The sequence below is a fragment of the Demequina sp. NBRC 110056 genome (genome assembly GCF_002090155.1).
In the GTDB taxonomy this organism is placed as follows: Bacteria; Actinomycetota; Actinomycetes; order Actinomycetales; family Demequinaceae; genus Demequina.
In genome coordinates, this window is sequence record NZ_BBRM01000002.1 from 177,332 (window position 1) to 194,096 (window position 16,765).

Consider the following 16,765-nt stretch of genomic DNA (forward strand, 5'->3'; position numbering starts at 1 on the left):
CCGCGGAGCGCCGTCAGGCGAGCCGATGCGCGCTCAGGCTCACTCGCACACCACGCCGTCGCCGTCGCGGTCCGAGTACCACGCGTACTCCGGGTCCTGGTCCCGGTAGTAGGGCCCGAGCCCGCTCGGGAGGTCCTTGCAGTACGGGTAGCGCTCGTCGACGTCGGCCGTGGTGCCCCCGGTCGTGTTCGCCGGAACGCGCTCCGAGGAGCGCTCGGGAGCCGATCCCACGTTCGAGGCGATCACCGGCTGGTCGCCGGGGCCCGGCAGCTCCTGTGCCGGGCACGTGTCGAGCACGCGGAGGATCGCGTCGAGCTCCGCCTGGGTGACCCACACCTCGTACTTGGCCTTCACGGCGACCTGACGCGCGACGTAGTCGCAGCGGAAGGCCCGATGCGACGGGAGCCAGGTGGCGGCATCGCCGTCTCCCTTGGCGCGGTTCGCGCCCGCGTCGACGGGCTCGAGGTTGAGAGGGTCGTTCGCGAAGGCGACGCGCTTGGCGAACTCCCACGACGCGGCTCCCTTGACCCACGCGTCCGACAGCGCGACAAGGTGGTCGACGTCGACCTCGCTCGCGCCGCCGCGTTCGACGCGGATCACGGAGCCCGTGAACGGGTCCGCGAGCTCGCCCGACAGCACCGTGCAGGAGCCGGACATCTCGCGGTCGGTCAGGCGCAGGCGCAGCATGTCGTTGCGCGTGTCGCACCCGTTGCGATCCACGTCGATCCACCCCGAGCCGAACTCGTCGCGGTCGTAGCCTGTGCGCGGGGCGCGTCCCTTGACCTCGAGCCGCAGCGCGGCCGCGTGGGCCGAGCCGTAGGCGGGGCGATCGGTGTCCGCGGCCTGCTCGGCGCTGGGACCGGGGAGCGCCGATGCGCTCGCTGAGGGCGTCGCACCTGTGGCGCTCGGAGCGGCGCTGGGGACGGCCGTCGGGGTGGGGGAGACCGCGGGCGCTGGCGTCGCCATGGCAGCGGCGACGGCTGCCTGATCCTCGCGGCCGTCGACCCCGGCGGCCAGGCTGGGCGCGAGCACCCCGAGGAACGCGGGGATCGCGACGGCGGTCGCGACCACCTTGAGCCAGACGGGTGCTCCGCGGCGCAGCCACAGGAGGACGACGCCTGGCACCAGGCACAGCATGAAGCCGACGATGATGGCGGGCCAGCTCGTCCACCATGTGCGTGCTGCTGCCACGACCACTCCCCTCAGAGCTGAGAACGGTCGACCGTAACCCGGTTATCGCATCGGCCCCAAGCGGACGTGGGAAAGTCCACCCGCCACGGCCGCGAGACGAGTCAGCGGCGCTGGTAGATGTCCGCGATGACGTCCTTGAAGTGCTCTGCGACCACCCGGCGGCGCACCTTGAGCGCCGCCGAGAGCTCGCCGGCCTGCTCGGTGAGCTCGTGGGGCAGCACGCGCCACTCGCGGATCGACTCGGCCCTGGACACGAGCGCGTTGGCGCGGTCCACCGCAGCCTGGAGGTGGGCGCGCACGTCGGGGTGGCGGATCGCCTCGGGCAGCGTGAGGCTGGGCAGGCCGCGGGCCTGGAGCCACGCGGGCAGCATCGCCTCGTCCAGCGCGATGAGCGCGCCGATGAACGGCTTGTCGTCCCCGACCACCACGACCTCCTGCACCAGGGCGTCGGGGCGGATCGCATCCTCGAGGGTCGCCGGCTGGACGTTCTTGCCGCCCGCGGTGATGAGGATCTCCTTCTTGCGGCCCGTGATGGCGAGGTAGCCGTCCTCGTCGATCGCGCCGAGGTCTCCGGTCCGGTACCAGCCGTCGTCCATGACGGCGGCTGTGTCCTCGGGGCGCCCGTAGTAGCCGGCGAAGACGTTGGGTCCCTTCGCGAGCACCTCGCCGTCCTCGGCGATGCGTGCCGAGCAGCCGGGATAGGGGATGCCGACGGTGCCGGGGCGCGGCTGCGACGGCGGGTTGCAGGTGAGCGGCGCGGCGGTCTCCGTCGCGCCATAGCCCTCCATGACCGTCACGCCCAGGCCCAGGTAGAAGCGGGCCAGCTCGGGGTCGAGCCGCGAGCCGCCGCAGACGACGTACCTCAAGTTGCCGCCGAGCGCCTCGCGGACCTTGTCGAGGATCAGCAGGTCGGCGGCGCGTGCCTTGATGGCGTGCCAGGACGTGGGCGGCTCGCCGGCCAGACGCAGGTCGGACGTCCGCCGCGACATGCCCGTCGCGAAGGAGAACAGCCGGTGCTTGATCTTGCTGTCCGCGCGCTGCTCGACCACGTTGTAGAAGGTCTCGAGCACCCGCGGCACCGCCATCATCCACGTGGGCCGGAAGGTGCGCAGGTCCTCGGCCAGCGTCTTGGTCGAGGGCGCGAAGCCCACGACAGCCCCGCACGCGAGGCCGAGGATCTGGATGTGTCGCGCGAGCACGTGCGCGAGCGGGAGGAAGAGCAGGATCCGCGGCTCGCCGTGCGCGAGGGTGCCGAAGTCGGGGTGGGCCGAGGCGTTGAGCGCGTGCTCGACGAAGTTGCGGTGCGTCAGCGCGACGCCGCGCGGCTCTCCGGTGGTGCCCGAGGTGTACACGATGGTCGCGATGTCGTCGGCACGGACGTCGGCGCCGCGCGACGCCAGGTCGGCGTCGGACACGGACGCGCCCGCGCTGGTCAGGACGTCGATCGCACCGCGCTCCGCGGCGTCCAGGTGGAGAACTTGAGGGGCGTCGTCCAGCTCCGACAGCACCCGCACCTGCTCGTCGGTCTCGCCGATCGCGAGGGCGAGCGTGGCGTCCCGGTGGATGCCTGCGACCTGCGCGGCGGACGCGGTGGGGTAGATCGGCACCGTGACCGCTCCTGCCGTCTGGATCGCGAAGTCGAGCGCGGCCCATTCGTGGCGCGTGGAGGCCTGCAGCCCTACACGGGCGCCGGGAGCCACGCCCTGGGCGACGAGCCCCTTGGCGAGGGTGACCACCTGCGCGTGGAAGTCCTGGAGCGACACCTCGGTCCATGCATCGCCGTCGCCCTTGAAGGCGGAGTAGGCGCGGTCGGGGAACTCGGCGGCGCGCTCGGCGAGGAACGTGGCGAGCGTGGTCGTGTCGTCGATGGTGACGATGGCGGGAGTGTGCGTCTCGGTGCGCATGACACCAGTCTAGGGGCCAACCTACGGTTCCGTAACTTCAGTCGACGCGGCCGTCACGGGTCCCGCGCGATAGAATCGCGGCGCCGCTCGGATGCCAGGACCGTGACGCACCGTCGGCGCCCTGCGCCGCGTCGCGCCCCGCCCCGAGGAGATCCAGCACCCCCATGAAGCCCCTGTTCCGAGCAGCCGCGCGCCGGCTCGCCGCGCCGCGCGGCCAGTCCGCGATCACGGTGTGGCTGGTGGTGCTGCTGGTCTCAGGCCAGGGCTTCCGCTACCTCATCGGCCTGCCGGCCTTCGCGGTGCTCGCGGTGCTCACGATCGTCGCCGTCGGCGTGAGCTTCCGCCCCACCTGGCGCGACCTGCGGCCACCCCTGCTCGTCGGCGCGTTCGTGGGCCTCGCGACCCTGTCGGTGCTGTGGTCCTCGTCCCGCCTCGTCACCCTCGTCGCGGCGCTGCTCATGGCCGCCACGACCTTCGTCGCGATCGTCACGGCACGAGGCTCGACCGCGACCGAGTTCATGGTGCGGCTGTTCCGCGGCCTCCAGATCAGCCTCGCGATCGGCATCGTCTTCGAGCTGTTCATCGCCGTGCTGTTCCTCGGCACGGTGTCGCCCGCCGTCAACGACCTCGTCGCGCTCGGCGGCGACGCGGGCGGCGTCAAGTTCGTCGCGTGGTCCGATGGGCTGCTGTTCCAGGGCGGGCCCATCCAGGGCTTCGTCGGCAACCGCAACCCGTTCGGCGCGATCGCGATCACCCTGGCGATCGTGACGTTCATCCTCATGATGGAGCGGCGCATCGGCAAGGTCGAGGGCTGGATCACCCTCGGTGCCGCGATCTTCGTGCACCTGTTCACGCAGTCCGCGACCGTCACGGCCGCGGCGGTCTACCTCGTCGCCCTGACGCTCGGCGCGCTCGCCATCAGGAGGGTGTCGTTCCGCTGGAAGCGCGTCCTGTCCTTCTCGATCCTCGCGGTCAGCGCCGTGGGCGCGATCCTGACGATCCGGTTCTCCGAGGCGATCTTCACCGCGCTCGGGCGCGACTCCGACCTCACGAGCCGTACCGAGATCTGGGAGGACGTCCTCGACTACGCGGTGCAACGCCCCGAGGGCTGGGGCTTCGTCGGCTACTGGCCGATCTGGCAGTACCCGTACTCCGAGATCGGCACCGAGGTGAAGTGGGTGCGGCCCACCCACGCCCACAACGCCTTCCTCGACGTCTGGCTGCAGCTCGGGCTCATCGGCCTCGTCCTGCTCGTCGCGATGGTGCTGCTGCTGTTCGGCAGCACCTGGCGATTGGTGGAGCGCGCCGGCACCGGGGACACCTACATCCCGCTGGGCTGGGCGCTGCTCACCGTCTTCCTGTCGATGCAGGCGCTCACCGAGTCCCGGCTGCTGGTCGAGAGCGGCTGGTACCTGCTCGTGGCGCTGTACTGCCTCGGGCCGCCCGTGTTCAGGCTCACGATCGTCGACCCGGAGATGGTGCACTCAGGCGTGCGCCGCAAGGACCGCCGCATCGCCGGCAAGGTGACGGTGTTCTCGGGAGTCGACCACGTCATGCTCGCGATGCCTCCGGGTTCTCAGGACTCGGCTCGCCAGTTCTATGGCGAGGTGCTGGGCATGGTGGAGATGGACTGCCCGGAGCCGATGCGCTCGCAGGGCGGGTGCTGCTTCGAGACGGGTGACGTGGTGCTGCACCTGGGAGCCGCTGACGACTTCGTGCCGGCGACCATGGCGCATCCCGCGATCATGGTCGAGGACCTCGACGCGCTGCAGGCCGCCCTCGAGGAGCACGGCTACGCGTGCCGCCGTTCGGAGAGCGCGCACCCGGGCATCGAGCGCTTCCACACCCGCGACATCTTCGGCAACCGGCTCGAGTTCCAGCAGGCGTAGCTCCATGAGGGCCGCAGGGCGGCCCGCGCGGCCGTAGCGGCGCCGATGCGCGGGTGGGACGCTCGAGTCAGTCGCTCGAGTCAGTCGCTCTGGTCAGTCGCCCGACCGGTTGGCGGCGGCGAGACCCTGGGCGATCTGCGCGAGCAGCCGGGGCGTGTCGTCGCGCGGCACGACGGCCTCGATCAGCACCGCGCGATCGGTGGCGACCGTAGCCGTCGCGAGCGCCTCGTCCAGCTCGGCGATCGTCGAGGCGCGGCACACCTCGACCGGGGTCTCGGGGCCGAGCGCGGCGCAGACCGCGCCCCAGTCCCACGCCGCGATGTCCTGGTAGACGGCGTCGGGGCTCTGGATCGCCCGCTCGACCGTGTAGCCGCCGTTGTTGATCACGACGATCACGGGAGCGAGGCCGCGCGCAAGGATGGTGCCGAGCTCCTGGATGGTGAGCTGGGCCGATCCGTCGCCGATGAGGAGCACCGCGCGCTGGTCGGGCCGCCCGAGCCCCGCGCCGAGCGTCGCCGGGAGCGTGAAGCCGATCGAGGACCAGATCGGCTGGCCCAGCAGGTCGCATCCACGCGGCAGGTCGAGCTCGAGCGCCCCGTAGAAGGCCGTGCCGGCCTCCGCGATCACGAGGGTGTCCTCCGGGATCCAGGCCTCGAGAGCGGGCCACAGCTGCGCGTGCGTGAGGTCGCCGCCGTCGCCGGCGGCGGGCCGCGGAGGCCGCGGGTGGTCGTAGGACTCGTCGGGCAGACCCAGCCCGGAGACGACCCGCGCGAGCGCCGCGAGAGAGTCGGACAGGTCGATGTCGTCGTAGTGCGCGCGCCCGATTCGCGCGCTGCGCAGGCTCAGCTCGATCGCGCCGGCGGCATCGAAGCGGTGGCTGAAGCCGCCGGTGAGGAGGTCGGACAGCACCGTGCCGGCGAGCACCAGGGGAGCGGCGTCGTCCACCGCGACGCGGGTGGCCTCGTTGGGGGTGAAGGCTCCCACGTACGTGCCGAGGCTGTGCGGGTGAGCCTCGTCGATGATCGCCTTCGAGCCCGACTGCGACGCGACCCGCACGCCGGGGACGTCCGCGATGCGGCGCAGCTGCGGCTCGAGGTGGCGGCGGTGCAGCTTGGGCCCGGCGAGCACGGTGACGGCGCGCGCGCCGGCGAGCGCCTGGGCGAGGGCCTGCTCGAACTGCGCGAGACCAGCCGCGTCGGACGCGGGCCGCTCGAGCGGCGCCGCCAGCGGCGCCGCGTCGATGGGCGCCGTCGCGACGTCCGTGGGAACGGCCAGGTAGACCGGCTTGGAGGTGCGCAGCGCCTCGGTGAGGATGCGGTCGATGGTGACGCCCGCATCGGCCGTCCGCAGGGTGGCGGCGGCAGCCGTCACCTCCCGGTACATGGCCTCGAAGTGGTCGGACCGGCCGTCGGCGAGGGTGTGATGCAGGAGGGCGCTGCCGTCGAGCGCCGCGGTCGAGGCGGTGCCCGTGATCTGCACCACGGGGACGTCCTCGGCGAACGCGCCGGCGATGCCGTTGATCGCGGATAGCTCGCCGACGCCGAGCGTGGTGACCACGGCGGCCACGCCGCGTCGCACGCGCGCGTCGCCGTCGGCGGCGTAGGCGGCGTTGAGCTCGTTGGCGGTGCCGACCCACGTGAGCGACCCGTCGGCGAGCATGAGGTCGAGCAGCGTCAGGTTGAAGTCGCCGGGCAGCCCGAACAGGTGGCTGACGCCCAGCTGCCTGAGGCGGGCGGCGAGGTAGGCGCCGACCGTCGTGGTCCCGGGTGCTGAGGTGTCGCTGTCCATGACCCCATCGAATCACGGCACGAGGACCGGCGTGCGGGACCCTCGGAGCGTCCGCCCTCGGCGGCGGTCGGCGGGTCCGCGCTCAGTGGTGCTTGGCCTTGCGCGCCGCCTTCTTCTCGTCGTCCTTGCGGGCCTTCTCCGCCTTCTTGTGCTCGGAGGCCGCCCAGGCGGCGGCACCGACGATGCCAGCACCGTTGAGGAGTTCGGCAGGGATGATCGGCGCACGCAGGGTCAGGTGCGGCAGGAACATGTGGTGGGACTTCGACACGCCGCCGCCCACGATGATGAGGTCGGGCCACAGCAGCTTCTCGATCTCGGAGTAGTACCGCTGCAGGTTCTTGATCCAGCCGTCCCAGTCGAGCCCCAGGCGCTCTCGCGCGGACTCGGCCGCGGCGATCTCCGCGTCCTGGCCGTCGATCTCGATGTGCCCCATCTCGAGATTGGGCACCAGCTGGCCGTCGACGATCATCGCGGTGCCGATGCCGGTCCCGAGCGTCGTCATGAGGATCACGCCGTCGCGGCCGTGCGCGGCGCCGTGCTTGTACTCGCCGTAGCCGGCGGCGTCCGCGTCGTTCATGACGTAGACGTCGTGGCCGGCGTAGTCGCGGATCAGCTCGCGCATGTTGGTGCCGATCCACGCGTCGTCGACGTTCGCGGCGGTCTTCACGACGCCGCGCTGCACCACGCCCGGGAACGCGACGCCGATGGCGGTCTTGCGGCCGGGGGAGAAGCGCGCGATGCACTTCGCGACCGTCCGCGCGACGGCGTCCGGCGTGGACGGGTCAGGCGTGGGGATCCGGTAGCGCTCCTCGGTGAACTCTCCGGTCTTGAGGTCGACGGGCGCCGCCTTGATGCCCGACCCTCCGATATCGACTCCGATGGCGATGTGCTTGCTCATGGCAGGGTCAGGACCTCCGGGCCGTCGTCGGTGATGAGGATGGTGTGCTCGAACTGCGCGACCCACGAGCCGTCGTCGGTGACGACCGTCCAGCCGTCGTCCCACTCGTGGTTGGCCTCCGACCCGGCGCACAGCATCGGCTCCACGGTGAAGACCATGCCGGGCTCGATGACGTCGTCGTGGTGCGGCGCGGCGTCGTAGTGGGGGATGACCAGCCCGGTGTGGAACGCCGGACCGACGCCGTGGCCGGTGTAGCTGCGCACCGACTCGAAGCCGTGGCGCGCCGCGTACTTCTCGATGACGCGGCCGATGACGTTCACCTCGCGGCCGGGCCGGGCCGCCTTGATGCCGCGCATCATCGCCTCGTGCGTGACCTCGACCAGGCTGCGCGCCTGCTCGGACCCCTCTCCGGCGATGAACGTGCCGCAGTTGTCGCCGTGGACGCCGTTGAGGTACGCCGTGATGTCCACCTTGACGACGTCGCCGTCCTCGACGACGGTCGAGTCGGGGATGCCGTGGCAGATGACCTCGTTGACGGAGGTGCACAGCGCCTTGGGGAACGGCGGGCGGCCGGCGGAGCCGGGGTAGCCGAGCGTCGACGGGTAGGCGCCGTGGTCGAGGACGAACTCGTGGCCGATGCGGTCGAGCTCGTCCGTGGTGACGCCCGGCCGGACGTGGCGTCCGACCTCGGCGAGGGCCTGGGCGGCGATGCGGGCGCTGATGCGGATGCGCTCGACGGTCTCCTCGCTGTGGACGTCGCCGCCCGACCACTGCGGCGCGCGCTTGCGGCCCACGTAGTCGGGACGGGCGACGGTCTTGGGGACGTCGCGCCACGGCGACACGGCGCCCTTGGTGATCCTCTCGCGTACCGCGCTCATGCCTGGCAGTCTATTCATGGAGGCGAGGCCCATGTCATCTGAGTCCGGTGAGTCAACGCAGTACTGGTTCAACACGCGCACGCGCACGGTCGAGAAGGGTCGGCAGAGCTCGTGGGAGCACCTCATGGGCCCCTACGACTCGGAGGCCGAGGCCTCCCGGGCGCTCGAGAAGGCGCAGGAGCGCACCGAGGCGTGGGACGACGACGACGCCGAGTGGCGGGGAGACAAGGGCTGAGCCCAGCCCGCGCATCGGCCCTTCCGCCGAGATGACGAGGGGCCCACGATCATCACCATGGGCGACGTGGCGCCGAGGGTGGGGCCACTCTCGCCTTCTCGGGCGAGCGGGTGCTACTCGTCGAAGGTGTGGTCCGCCGTGGGGAACGCGCCGCCCTTGACGGCCTCGACGTAGCCGGCCGCGCCGGCGGCCATCTGCTCGCCCACCTGGGCGAACTGGTGCGAGAAGCTCGGGTGCCAGTCGCCCACGCCGAGCGCGTCGAGCCACACCAGCACCTGGCCGTCGGTGCCCGAGCCGGCGCCGATGCCGATCGTGGGGATGTCGAGAGCCGCCGTCACCTTCTCGGCGACCGGAGCGATGACCATCTCGAGCACGACGGCGAAGGCTCCGGCCTCCTGCAGCGCCAGGGCGTCGGCCAGCAGCTCGTCGTAGGCGCCGTGGCCGCGACCCTGGATGCGCCGCCCGCCGAGCGCGTTCTCGGACTGCGGGGTGAATCCGAGGTGACCGCAGAAGGGGATGCCGGCATCCGTGACGGCCTTGACCTGACGAGCGATGCGCCGCCCGCCCTCGAACTTGATCGCCTGGGCTCCGGATAGCTTCATCATCCGGATGGACGACTCGACGGCCTGCTCGGGCGAGACCTCGTACGTGCCGAACGGGAGGTCGGCGACGACGAACGAGTGCGGCGCGCCCTTGGCGACGGCGCGCGCGAACGGGATCATCTCGTCGAGCGTGAGCGGCACGGTCGAGTCGTAGCCGAGCACGTTGTCGCCCAGCGAGTCGCCCACGAGGAGCATGTCCACGCCGGCGGCGTCGAAGGCCCGAGCGGTGGGGTAGTCGTAGGCCGTGAGCATGGTGATCTTCTCGCCACGCGCCTTCATGTCCTTGAAGTGGTGGATGCGAACCGTCTTCATGGGCTCCACTCTAGGCGGGCCCCGCCACCCGGCCTCCCCGCGAAAGTGGGCCCACTTTCGCGTTTCTTGCGCCTCCGTCATGAAAGTGGGCCCCTTCTCGTGCCTGGGAGGGGCCGATGCGCGCGCTGGCTACGCGTTCTCTCGCCACCTGCTGGTGACGGGCAGGCGGCGGTCGCGCCCGAACGCGAGGGCCGTCACCTTGGGGCCGAGCGGGTACTGGCGACGCTTCCACTCGGCGCGGTCGACGAGCCGCAGCACCGTGTCGACCACCTCGGCGTCGAAGCCGCGCGCGAGCAGCTCCTCGCGGCCCTCGGCGTGCTCGACGTACGCATCGAGCACCTCGTCGAGCAGCTCGTACGGGGGCAGCGAGTCCTGATCGGTCTGCCCGGGTCGCAGCTCCGCGCTGGGGGCCTTCTCGATCGAGCTCACGGGGATCGGCGGCACCTCGCCGCGCGCCTCGGCGTACGCGTTGCGCCACCGCGCGAGCTCCCAGACCCGAGACTTGTCGACGTCCTTGAGGGGGGCGAATCCGCCGATCGAGCCCGCGTCGTAGATGGTCGCGTAGCCGGTGGCGAGCTCCGACTTGTTGCCGGGGGCGATGACCAGGTGCCCTTCGCGGTTCGACAGCCCCATGAGGATGACGCCCCGCACGCGCGCCTGGAGGTTCTCCTCGGCGACGCCGTCGAGCGCGAGCTGATCCTGGAAGGCGTCCACCATGCGCGCGATGGGCTCGACGCGGTAGTCGGCGCCGATCCGCTTGGCGAGGTCGGCGGCGTCGTCCTTCGAGTGCTCGGAGGAGTGGACGGACGGCATCGAGACGCCGACGACGTTCTCGCCGCCGATGGCGTCCGCGGCGATCGCCGCCGTGAGCGCCGAGTCGATGCCGCCCGACAGGCCGAGCACGACGGAGGAGAAGCGATTCTTCACGACGTAGTCGCGCAGGCCGGTCACGCACGCCCAGTAGACCTGCTCGTCGTCGCCCGCGGCTTCTGCGATGTCCGACGGCTCGGCGGTGTCGACGACCTCGGGGACGTCCCACACCATGAGCGCGTCGGTGAATCCCGGAGCCGAGGCGAGAAGGCGACCGTCCGCGCCGACGATGAAGCTGTGGCCGTCGAAGACCAGGTCGTCCTGTCCGCCCCACATGTTGACGTAGGCGACCGGTGCGCCCACCTCCGCGGCGCGGCGCTGCGCGAGCTCGGTGCGGACGTGCCCCTTGCCCTCCTCGAACGGCGATCCGTTGAGGACGGCGAGCAGCTCGATGTCGGCATCGTCCATCGCCGCGACCGGCCCGCCGTCCTGCCAGATGTCCTCGCAGATGACGACGCCCACGCGCCGGCCGCGCACCTCGAGCACGCAGCGGTCCTCGCCCGACGCGAAGATGCGGTGCTCGTCGAAGACGCCGTAGTTGGGGAGGTGATGCTTGTTGTAGCGGGCCTCGACGCGGCCGCCACGGATCACCACGGCCTGGTTGAACGGCCGGCCGGCGCGGCTCACGCCCAGGGTGCCGAGGATCACGACGAGATCGCCGAGTCCCTCTGCGGCGAGATCGTCCGCGATGCGGGTGACCGAGGCCTCCGCCGCCCGCTGGAAGCTCTCGCGCAGCGCCAGGTCCTCGATGGGGTAGCCGGTGGTGGTCATCTCGGGGAACACCACGACGTGCGCGCCGAGCGCCGCGGCCGCGCGGCTGCGGTCCATGATGAGCGCCGCGTTACCAGCGATGTCACCCACGCACGTGTTGATCTGGGCGAGGGCGAGGCGCAGGTCGGGCATGCCGTCAGCGTAGTCGGCGCGCCAGGGCCGGTCACGTTACCCGCATGGCACACAGTTGCGGCAGGATGGGCTCATGGACAAGCAGCAGGAATACGTGCTCCGCAGCGTCGAGGAGCGTGACATCCGTTTCATCCGCCTGTGGTTCACGGACGTGCTGGGCGTGCTCAAGTCGGTCGCCATCGCGCCCGCGGAGCTCGAGAACGCGTTCGCGGAGGGCATCGGCTTCGACGGCTCGGCCGTCGAGGGCCTGACGCGTGTGTCCGAGGCGGACATGCTCGCCGAGCCTGACCCGTCGACCTTCCAGATCCTGCCGTGGCGCGGCGCGAGCCAGGGCGTGGCGCGCATGTTCTGCGACATCTCGACGCCGGACGGCGAGCCCGCGCTGTCCGACCCGCGTCAGGTGCTCAAGCGCAACCTCGACCGCGCGTCCGAGCAGGGCTTCACGTTCTACACGCACCCCGAGATCGAGTTCTACCTTCTCGAGAAGCCCGAGGCCGGCAAGCTGCCGAAGCCCGTCGACCAGGCGGGGTACTTCGACAACGTGCCGCGCGGCACGGCGCACAACTTCCGCCGCGAGGCGATCACGATGCTCGAGTCCATGGGCATCTCCGTCGAGTTCAGCCACCACGAGGCGGGCCCCGGCCAGAACGAGATCGACCTGCGGTACGCCGACGCGCTGACGACAGCGGACAACATCATGACGTTCCGCACCGTCATCAAGGAGGTGGCGCTCGAGCAGGGCGTCTTCGCCTCCTTCATGCCCAAGCCGCTCGTCAACGGGCCGGGCTCGGGCATGCACACCCACATGAGCCTGTTCGAGGGCGACCGCAACGCGTTCTACGAGGCAGGTGCCGATCACAACCTGTCGCCCGTCGCGCGGCAGTTCATCGCCGGGCTGCTCAAGTACGCGCCGGAGATCACCGCGATCACCAACCAGTACGTCAACTCGTACAAGCGCCTGTGGGGCGGCGCCGAGGCTCCGTCGTTCGTGTGCTGGGGGTCCAACAACCGCTCGGCGTTGGTGCGCATCCCCATCCACAAGCCGGGCAAGGGCCAGTCGACGCGCGTCGAGTACCGGGCGATGGACTCGGCGGCGAACCCGTACCTCGCGTTCTCCGTGCTGCTCGCCGCAGGCATGAAGGGCATCGAGGAGAGCCTCGAGCTGCCCGAGGGCGCCGAGGACGACGTGTGGGAGCTCAGCCCCGCCGAGCGCCGCGCGATGGGCTACGAGCCGCTGCCGGCGTCGCTGTCGCAGGCGATCGAGGTGATGGAGCGCTCCGAGCTCGTGGCCGACACTCTCGGCGAGCGCGTCTTCAACTTCGTGCTCCGCAACAAGCGTGCCGAGTGGGAGGCGTACCGCGCCCAGGTGACGCCGTTCGAGCTCGAGCAGTACCTGCCTGTCCTCTAGACGTCGTGAGCCAGCGCGAGATCTCCTTCGCGACGCAGCTGCGACGCGCCGGAGTCGCCGACACCGCGCGCGCCGAGGCACTGCTGGGTCACCTGCGCGACGTCACGGGCGCCTCGATGGAGGATCCCGCGACCGCGATGTCGTACCTCGCGGATCCCGACAGCGGGCTGCTCCAGCTGCTGCGCGTCGCGGAGGCCGCCCGCGACGCCGGGGTGCTCGACTCCCTGCTCGCGCTGCGTGACACCCGCGCGGGCGCGAAGCTCGGCGTGCTCCTCGGCGCCTCGATCGCGCTGGGCGACTTCCTCGTGCGTCATCCCGAGCACATCGCGGACTTCGCCGCCTGGCCCGAGGCCGAGAGCTTCGCCGACGTCGACCAGCGCCGGGTGCTGCTCGAGGCGGTGGGTGCGGACCCCGCCTCCGCGGCGCCGGTGGCGACGGTCGAGGGCGACGCGGTCGCGGCCATGCGCGTCGCGTACCGCCGCCAGCTGATGCGCATCGCGGCGGACGACCTGTTCTCCGCACAGCCACCCGCGATGCTCCCCGAGGTCGCCGCGGCGCTCGCCGACCTCGCGGGCGCTGCGCTCGAGGCGGGCCTCGCCATCGCGCGAGCGGACGAGCCCGACCATGCCCTGACGCGGCTCGCGATCATCGGCATGGGCAAGTGCGGCGGCCGGGAGCTCAACTATGTCTCGGACGTCGACGTGATCTTCGCCGCGGAGCCCGCGGAGGGGGCCGACGAGACGCGCGCCTTGAAGGTCGCCACGAAGCTGGCCAACGCCGCGGCGCGCGCGTGCGACCGAGCCGGGGCCGAGCCCGCGCTGTGGGAGGTGGACGCGAACCTGCGCCCCGAAGGCAAGGACGGCGCGCTCGTGCGAGGCGTCGCGTCCCACCGCGCGTACTACGAGCGGTGGGCGGAGACGTGGGAGTTCCAAGCCCTGCTCAAGGCCAGACCCATCGCCGGAGACCCCGAGGTGGGCGAGGCGTACGTCGAGGCGATGAGCCCGCTCGTGTGGAAGGCGGTCGAGCGCGAGGGGTTCGTCCAGAGCGCCCAGGCGATGCGCAAGCGCGTCGAGGAGCACGTGCCTGCGAAGGAGGCCGACCGCCAGATCAAGCTGGGACCCGGTGGGCTGCGGGACGTGGAGTTCACGGTGCAGCTGCTCCAGCTGGTGCACGGACGTCACGACGAGAGCCTGCGCTCGCGCACGACGCTCGAGGCGCTCGCTGCGCTCCGTCGCGGCGGCTACGTCGGGCGGCCGGACGCGGCGAAGATGGACCGCTCGTACCGCCAGCTCCGCGTGTGGGAGCACCGGCTTCAGCTGCGCAAGCTGCAGCGCACGCACCTCATGCCCGAGGACGAGGACGCCAAGCGCGTCCTGGCCCGCGCATCGGGATTCGCGACCGTCGAGTACATGGACGAGGTCTGGCAGGACACTCGCCGCGACGTGCGCACCATGCACCTCGACATGTTCTACCGACCCATCCTGCCGGTGGTCGCGTCGCTCAGCGCTGACGAGGCGAGCCTCGACGACGCGGCGGCGCGCGATCGGCTGTCGGCCGTGGGCTTCGACGACCCGCAGGCGGCGCTGCGGCACATCGTGGCGCTCACGGAGGGCGTGTCCCGGCGCGCATCGATCCAACGGCAGCTGATGCCGGCGATGATCGGGTGGTTCGCCCAGGGCGCCGACCCCGATGCCGGTCTCCTCGCGTTCCGTAAGCTGTCGGAGCAACTGAAGGATGCCCAGTGGTACCTGAAGATGTTGCGCGACACGGGCACCGCCGCGGAGAGCCTGGCTCGCCTGCTGTCGACCTCGGTCTACGTCACGGAGGCGCTGCTCAGGTCGGCCGAGGACGTCACGTGGCTCGGCGACCCGGCCGCCCTCGCGCCGCGGCCCCCCGAGCGTCTCGAGCGCGAGGCCGATGCGATCCTCACCCGCTCCGACGACGCCGACCAGTGCATCACGGCCTTGCGTGGACTGCGGCGTCGCGAGCTCGCACGGTCGGCTGCGGCGGACGTGCTGGGACTCATCGACTCCGTCCAAGCCGCGGGCTCGGTGACGAACGCCGCGGACGTGCTGATCGCCGGCGCCCTGCGCATCGCGCGCGTCGTGGTCGCGCGGGCCGAGGGGCTCGACGAGCTCCCGCTGTCGATGGCGATCATCGCGATGGGTCGCTACGGCGGCCAGGAGATGGGCTACACGTCGGACGCCGATGTGCAGTTCGTGTTCGATGGTGACGACCCGCGCGCCGCGACGCTCGCGGTCAAGGTCGCCCAGACCGTGCAGCGTCTGCTGAAGGCGCCGATGGCTCAGCCCGCGCTCGAGATCGACGCCGACCTGCGGCCCGAGGGACGCAACGGACCCCTGGCACGCTCGCTGGCGTCCACCACCGAGTACTACGGCCGGTGGTCGGACCCGTGGGAGGCTCAGGCACTGCTGCGGGCGCGGCCCTGCGCGGGCGATCCGGAGCTCATCGAGCGGTTCACGGCGATGATCGACGCCGTGCGCTACCCGACCGAGCTGCCGGCGAGCGCGCTCAAGCAGATGCGCACGCTCAAGGCGCGCATGGAGTCCGAGCGCCTCCCGCGCGGCGTGGATCCGCAGCGCCACCTCAAGCTCGGACCTGGCGGGCTGTCGGACGTCGAATGGACGGTGCAGCTCCTGCAGCTCCAGCACGCGCATCGGCTCCCAGGGTTGCGGACCACCCGCACGCTCGACGCGTTGCGGGTCGCGACGGACGAGGGCCTCATCTCCTCGACCGACGCCGGTGAGCTCGAGGCCGCGTGGGTGCTGGCGACCGACCTGCGGGGCGCCTTGGCGCTGCGTGGCCGCTCGCGCACGCCGGACGTCCTGCCGGGCGACACCCGCGAGCTGCGCGTGCTCGCCGAGATCATGAACGTCCGCGACACGGGGGCCGAGCTCCTCGAGCGCCACGGGCGCGCGACGCGTCACGCTCGCGCCGTCACCGAGCGCGTGTTCTTCGGCTGGGAGGACGGAGCGTGAGAGGGCTCAGAACCCTCCTGTCAGCGCTGTGCATCCTGGCGGGAACCCTGCTGATCGCGGGCTGGGCCGTGAGCTCCGTCGTGGTGCGCGCCGTGGAGGACGGCACCGCGTTGCGGGGTATCACCGAGCACGCGATGGACTCGGCCGCGGTTCGAAGCGAGGTCGCAGCACAGGTCACCGCCCAGGTGCTCGACGCGCTCGCCGACGCCGGCATCACCGTCGGCGGCACCCTCATCGAGCAGGCGGTCGAGGGCGCACTCGACTCCGCCGTCGCGTCCCCGGCGTTCCGCGACGCGGTGCTCGACGAGGCGGATGCCGCGCACGCGCAGTTCGCGGACGCGCTCGCCGACCCGGCGCGCGAGTCGGCCCCGTTGGTGCTCGACGTGGACGTGTCGGGGGCGGTCAACGCGCGCATCGATGACATCCCGGCCGTGGGCGGGGCCATCCCGGATGTCGACGTGCCCCTGGTGGGCATCGAGGTGATGGACGCCGCGACCTTCGACTCCGCGCGAGAGGGGTACGCCAGGGTCGCCTGGGTCGCCGCCTGGGGCCTCTGGGTAGGGCTCGGCCTGCTCGCCCTCGGCATCGTCGTGTCCCACCGCCGCAGGTGGTTCGTCGCGAAGGTGCTCGTGCTGCTCGGCGTGATCTGCCTCGCCGTCGGCGCGGCGATCGCGCTGCTCGGACCCGAGACGGTCGCGACGCTGGTGCCCGGGGGCCGCGACGGCGCGCTCGGTTCCCTCTGGCACGACGTGCTGGCCGACGAGGCAGCGCCCGTGGTGATGGAACGCTCGTTCTGGATCGCCGGAGCCGCCCTCGTGGGCGCCGCGATCGCGGGGCTCGTCGCCTCGATGGCTGGCGGACGTCGCCGCTAGTCTGACCCCAACGAGA

Annotated in this window: 12 protein-coding genes; 5 read left to right on the forward strand and 7 right to left on the reverse strand. The window is 71.6% G+C overall.

The features are described 5' to 3' along the window. Positions 1 to 39: 39 nt before the first annotated feature. Both B7K25_RS00885 and B7K25_RS00890 read right to left on the reverse strand, forming a co-directional pair. Positions 40 to 1,191 carry a DUF1524 domain-containing protein gene (locus B7K25_RS00885; RefSeq protein WP_144018788.1) on the reverse strand — a complete coding sequence of 384 codons (1,152 nt, stop codon included), beginning with the start codon at positions 1,189 to 1,191 and terminating at the stop codon, positions 40 to 42. A 101-nt stretch (positions 1,192 to 1,292) separates the two neighbouring features. Continuing rightward, positions 1,293 to 3,095 (reverse strand): long-chain fatty acid--CoA ligase, encoded by a 1,803-nt coding sequence (locus tag B7K25_RS00890; protein ID WP_084103369.1) that lies wholly within the window; start codon positions 3,093 to 3,095, stop codon positions 1,293 to 1,295. A 164-nt stretch (positions 3,096 to 3,259) separates the two neighbouring features. On the opposite strand from B7K25_RS00890, the gene B7K25_RS00895 reads away from it, so the two are divergent. Continuing rightward, the gene (locus B7K25_RS00895) at positions 3,260 to 4,984 is read left to right on the forward strand and encodes an O-antigen ligase family protein (RefSeq protein ID WP_084103370.1); all 1,725 of its coding nucleotides are present in this window, start codon (positions 3,260 to 3,262) and stop codon (positions 4,982 to 4,984) included. Between the two features lie 93 nt (positions 4,985 to 5,077). Here B7K25_RS00895 and B7K25_RS00900 read toward each other — a convergent pair whose 3' ends face one another. From B7K25_RS00900 to map, 3 genes are all read right to left on the reverse strand, one after another. Next, complete coding sequence (locus B7K25_RS00900; RefSeq protein WP_084103371.1) at positions 5,078 to 6,772, reverse strand: alpha-keto acid decarboxylase family protein; 1,695 nt, start codon at positions 6,770 to 6,772, stop codon at positions 5,078 to 5,080. A gap of 82 nt (positions 6,773 to 6,854) precedes the next feature. Further along, positions 6,855 to 7,670, reverse strand: coding sequence for a polyphosphate--glucose phosphotransferase (gene ppgK, locus B7K25_RS00905; protein WP_084103372.1), 816 nt, complete (start codon positions 7,668 to 7,670; stop codon positions 6,855 to 6,857). Further along, positions 7,667 to 8,548: a type I methionyl aminopeptidase gene (map, locus tag B7K25_RS00910; protein ID WP_084103373.1), complete on the reverse strand. Its 882-nt coding sequence runs from the start codon at positions 8,546 to 8,548 to the stop codon at positions 7,667 to 7,669. The genes ppgK and map overlap by 4 nt, the downstream gene beginning before the upstream one ends. A 31-nt stretch (positions 8,549 to 8,579) precedes the next feature. Here map and B7K25_RS00915 point away from each other — a divergent pair, with 31 nt between their 5' ends. Continuing rightward, the gene (locus B7K25_RS00915) at positions 8,580 to 8,783 is read left to right on the forward strand and encodes a hypothetical protein (RefSeq protein ID WP_084103374.1); all 204 of its coding nucleotides are present in this window, start codon (positions 8,580 to 8,582) and stop codon (positions 8,781 to 8,783) included. A gap of 113 nt (positions 8,784 to 8,896) precedes the next feature. Here B7K25_RS00915 and panB read toward each other — a convergent pair whose 3' ends face one another. After that, a complete protein-coding gene (panB, locus tag B7K25_RS00920; RefSeq protein ID WP_084103375.1) occupies positions 8,897 to 9,697 on the reverse strand; it encodes a 3-methyl-2-oxobutanoate hydroxymethyltransferase in 801 nt (266 codons plus the stop codon). Positions 9,698 to 9,826: 129 nt separating this feature from the next. Further along, positions 9,827 to 11,470, reverse strand: coding sequence for an NAD+ synthase (locus tag B7K25_RS00925; RefSeq protein ID WP_084103376.1), 1,644 nt, complete (start codon positions 11,468 to 11,470; stop codon positions 9,827 to 9,829). Between the two features lie 73 nt (positions 11,471 to 11,543). Here B7K25_RS00925 and B7K25_RS00930 point away from each other — a divergent pair, with 73 nt between their 5' ends. From B7K25_RS00930 to B7K25_RS00940, 3 genes are read left to right on the forward strand one after another with little or no spacing between them, the layout of a single operon-like run. Next, positions 11,544 to 12,878, forward strand: a complete 1,335-nt coding sequence (locus tag B7K25_RS00930; protein WP_084103377.1) for a glutamine synthetase family protein — start codon at positions 11,544 to 11,546, stop codon at positions 12,876 to 12,878. Between the two features lie 5 nt (positions 12,879 to 12,883). Then, positions 12,884 to 15,877 carry a bifunctional [glutamine synthetase] adenylyltransferase/[glutamine synthetase]-adenylyl-L-tyrosine phosphorylase gene (locus B7K25_RS00935; RefSeq protein ID WP_084103378.1) on the forward strand — a complete coding sequence of 998 codons (2,994 nt, stop codon included), beginning with the start codon at positions 12,884 to 12,886 and terminating at the stop codon, positions 15,875 to 15,877. Next, positions 15,874 to 16,749, forward strand: a complete 876-nt coding sequence (locus tag B7K25_RS00940; RefSeq protein WP_084103379.1) for a hypothetical protein — start codon at positions 15,874 to 15,876, stop codon at positions 16,747 to 16,749. The genes B7K25_RS00935 and B7K25_RS00940 overlap by 4 nt, the downstream gene beginning before the upstream one ends. Positions 16,750 to 16,765 lie beyond the last annotated feature (16 nt).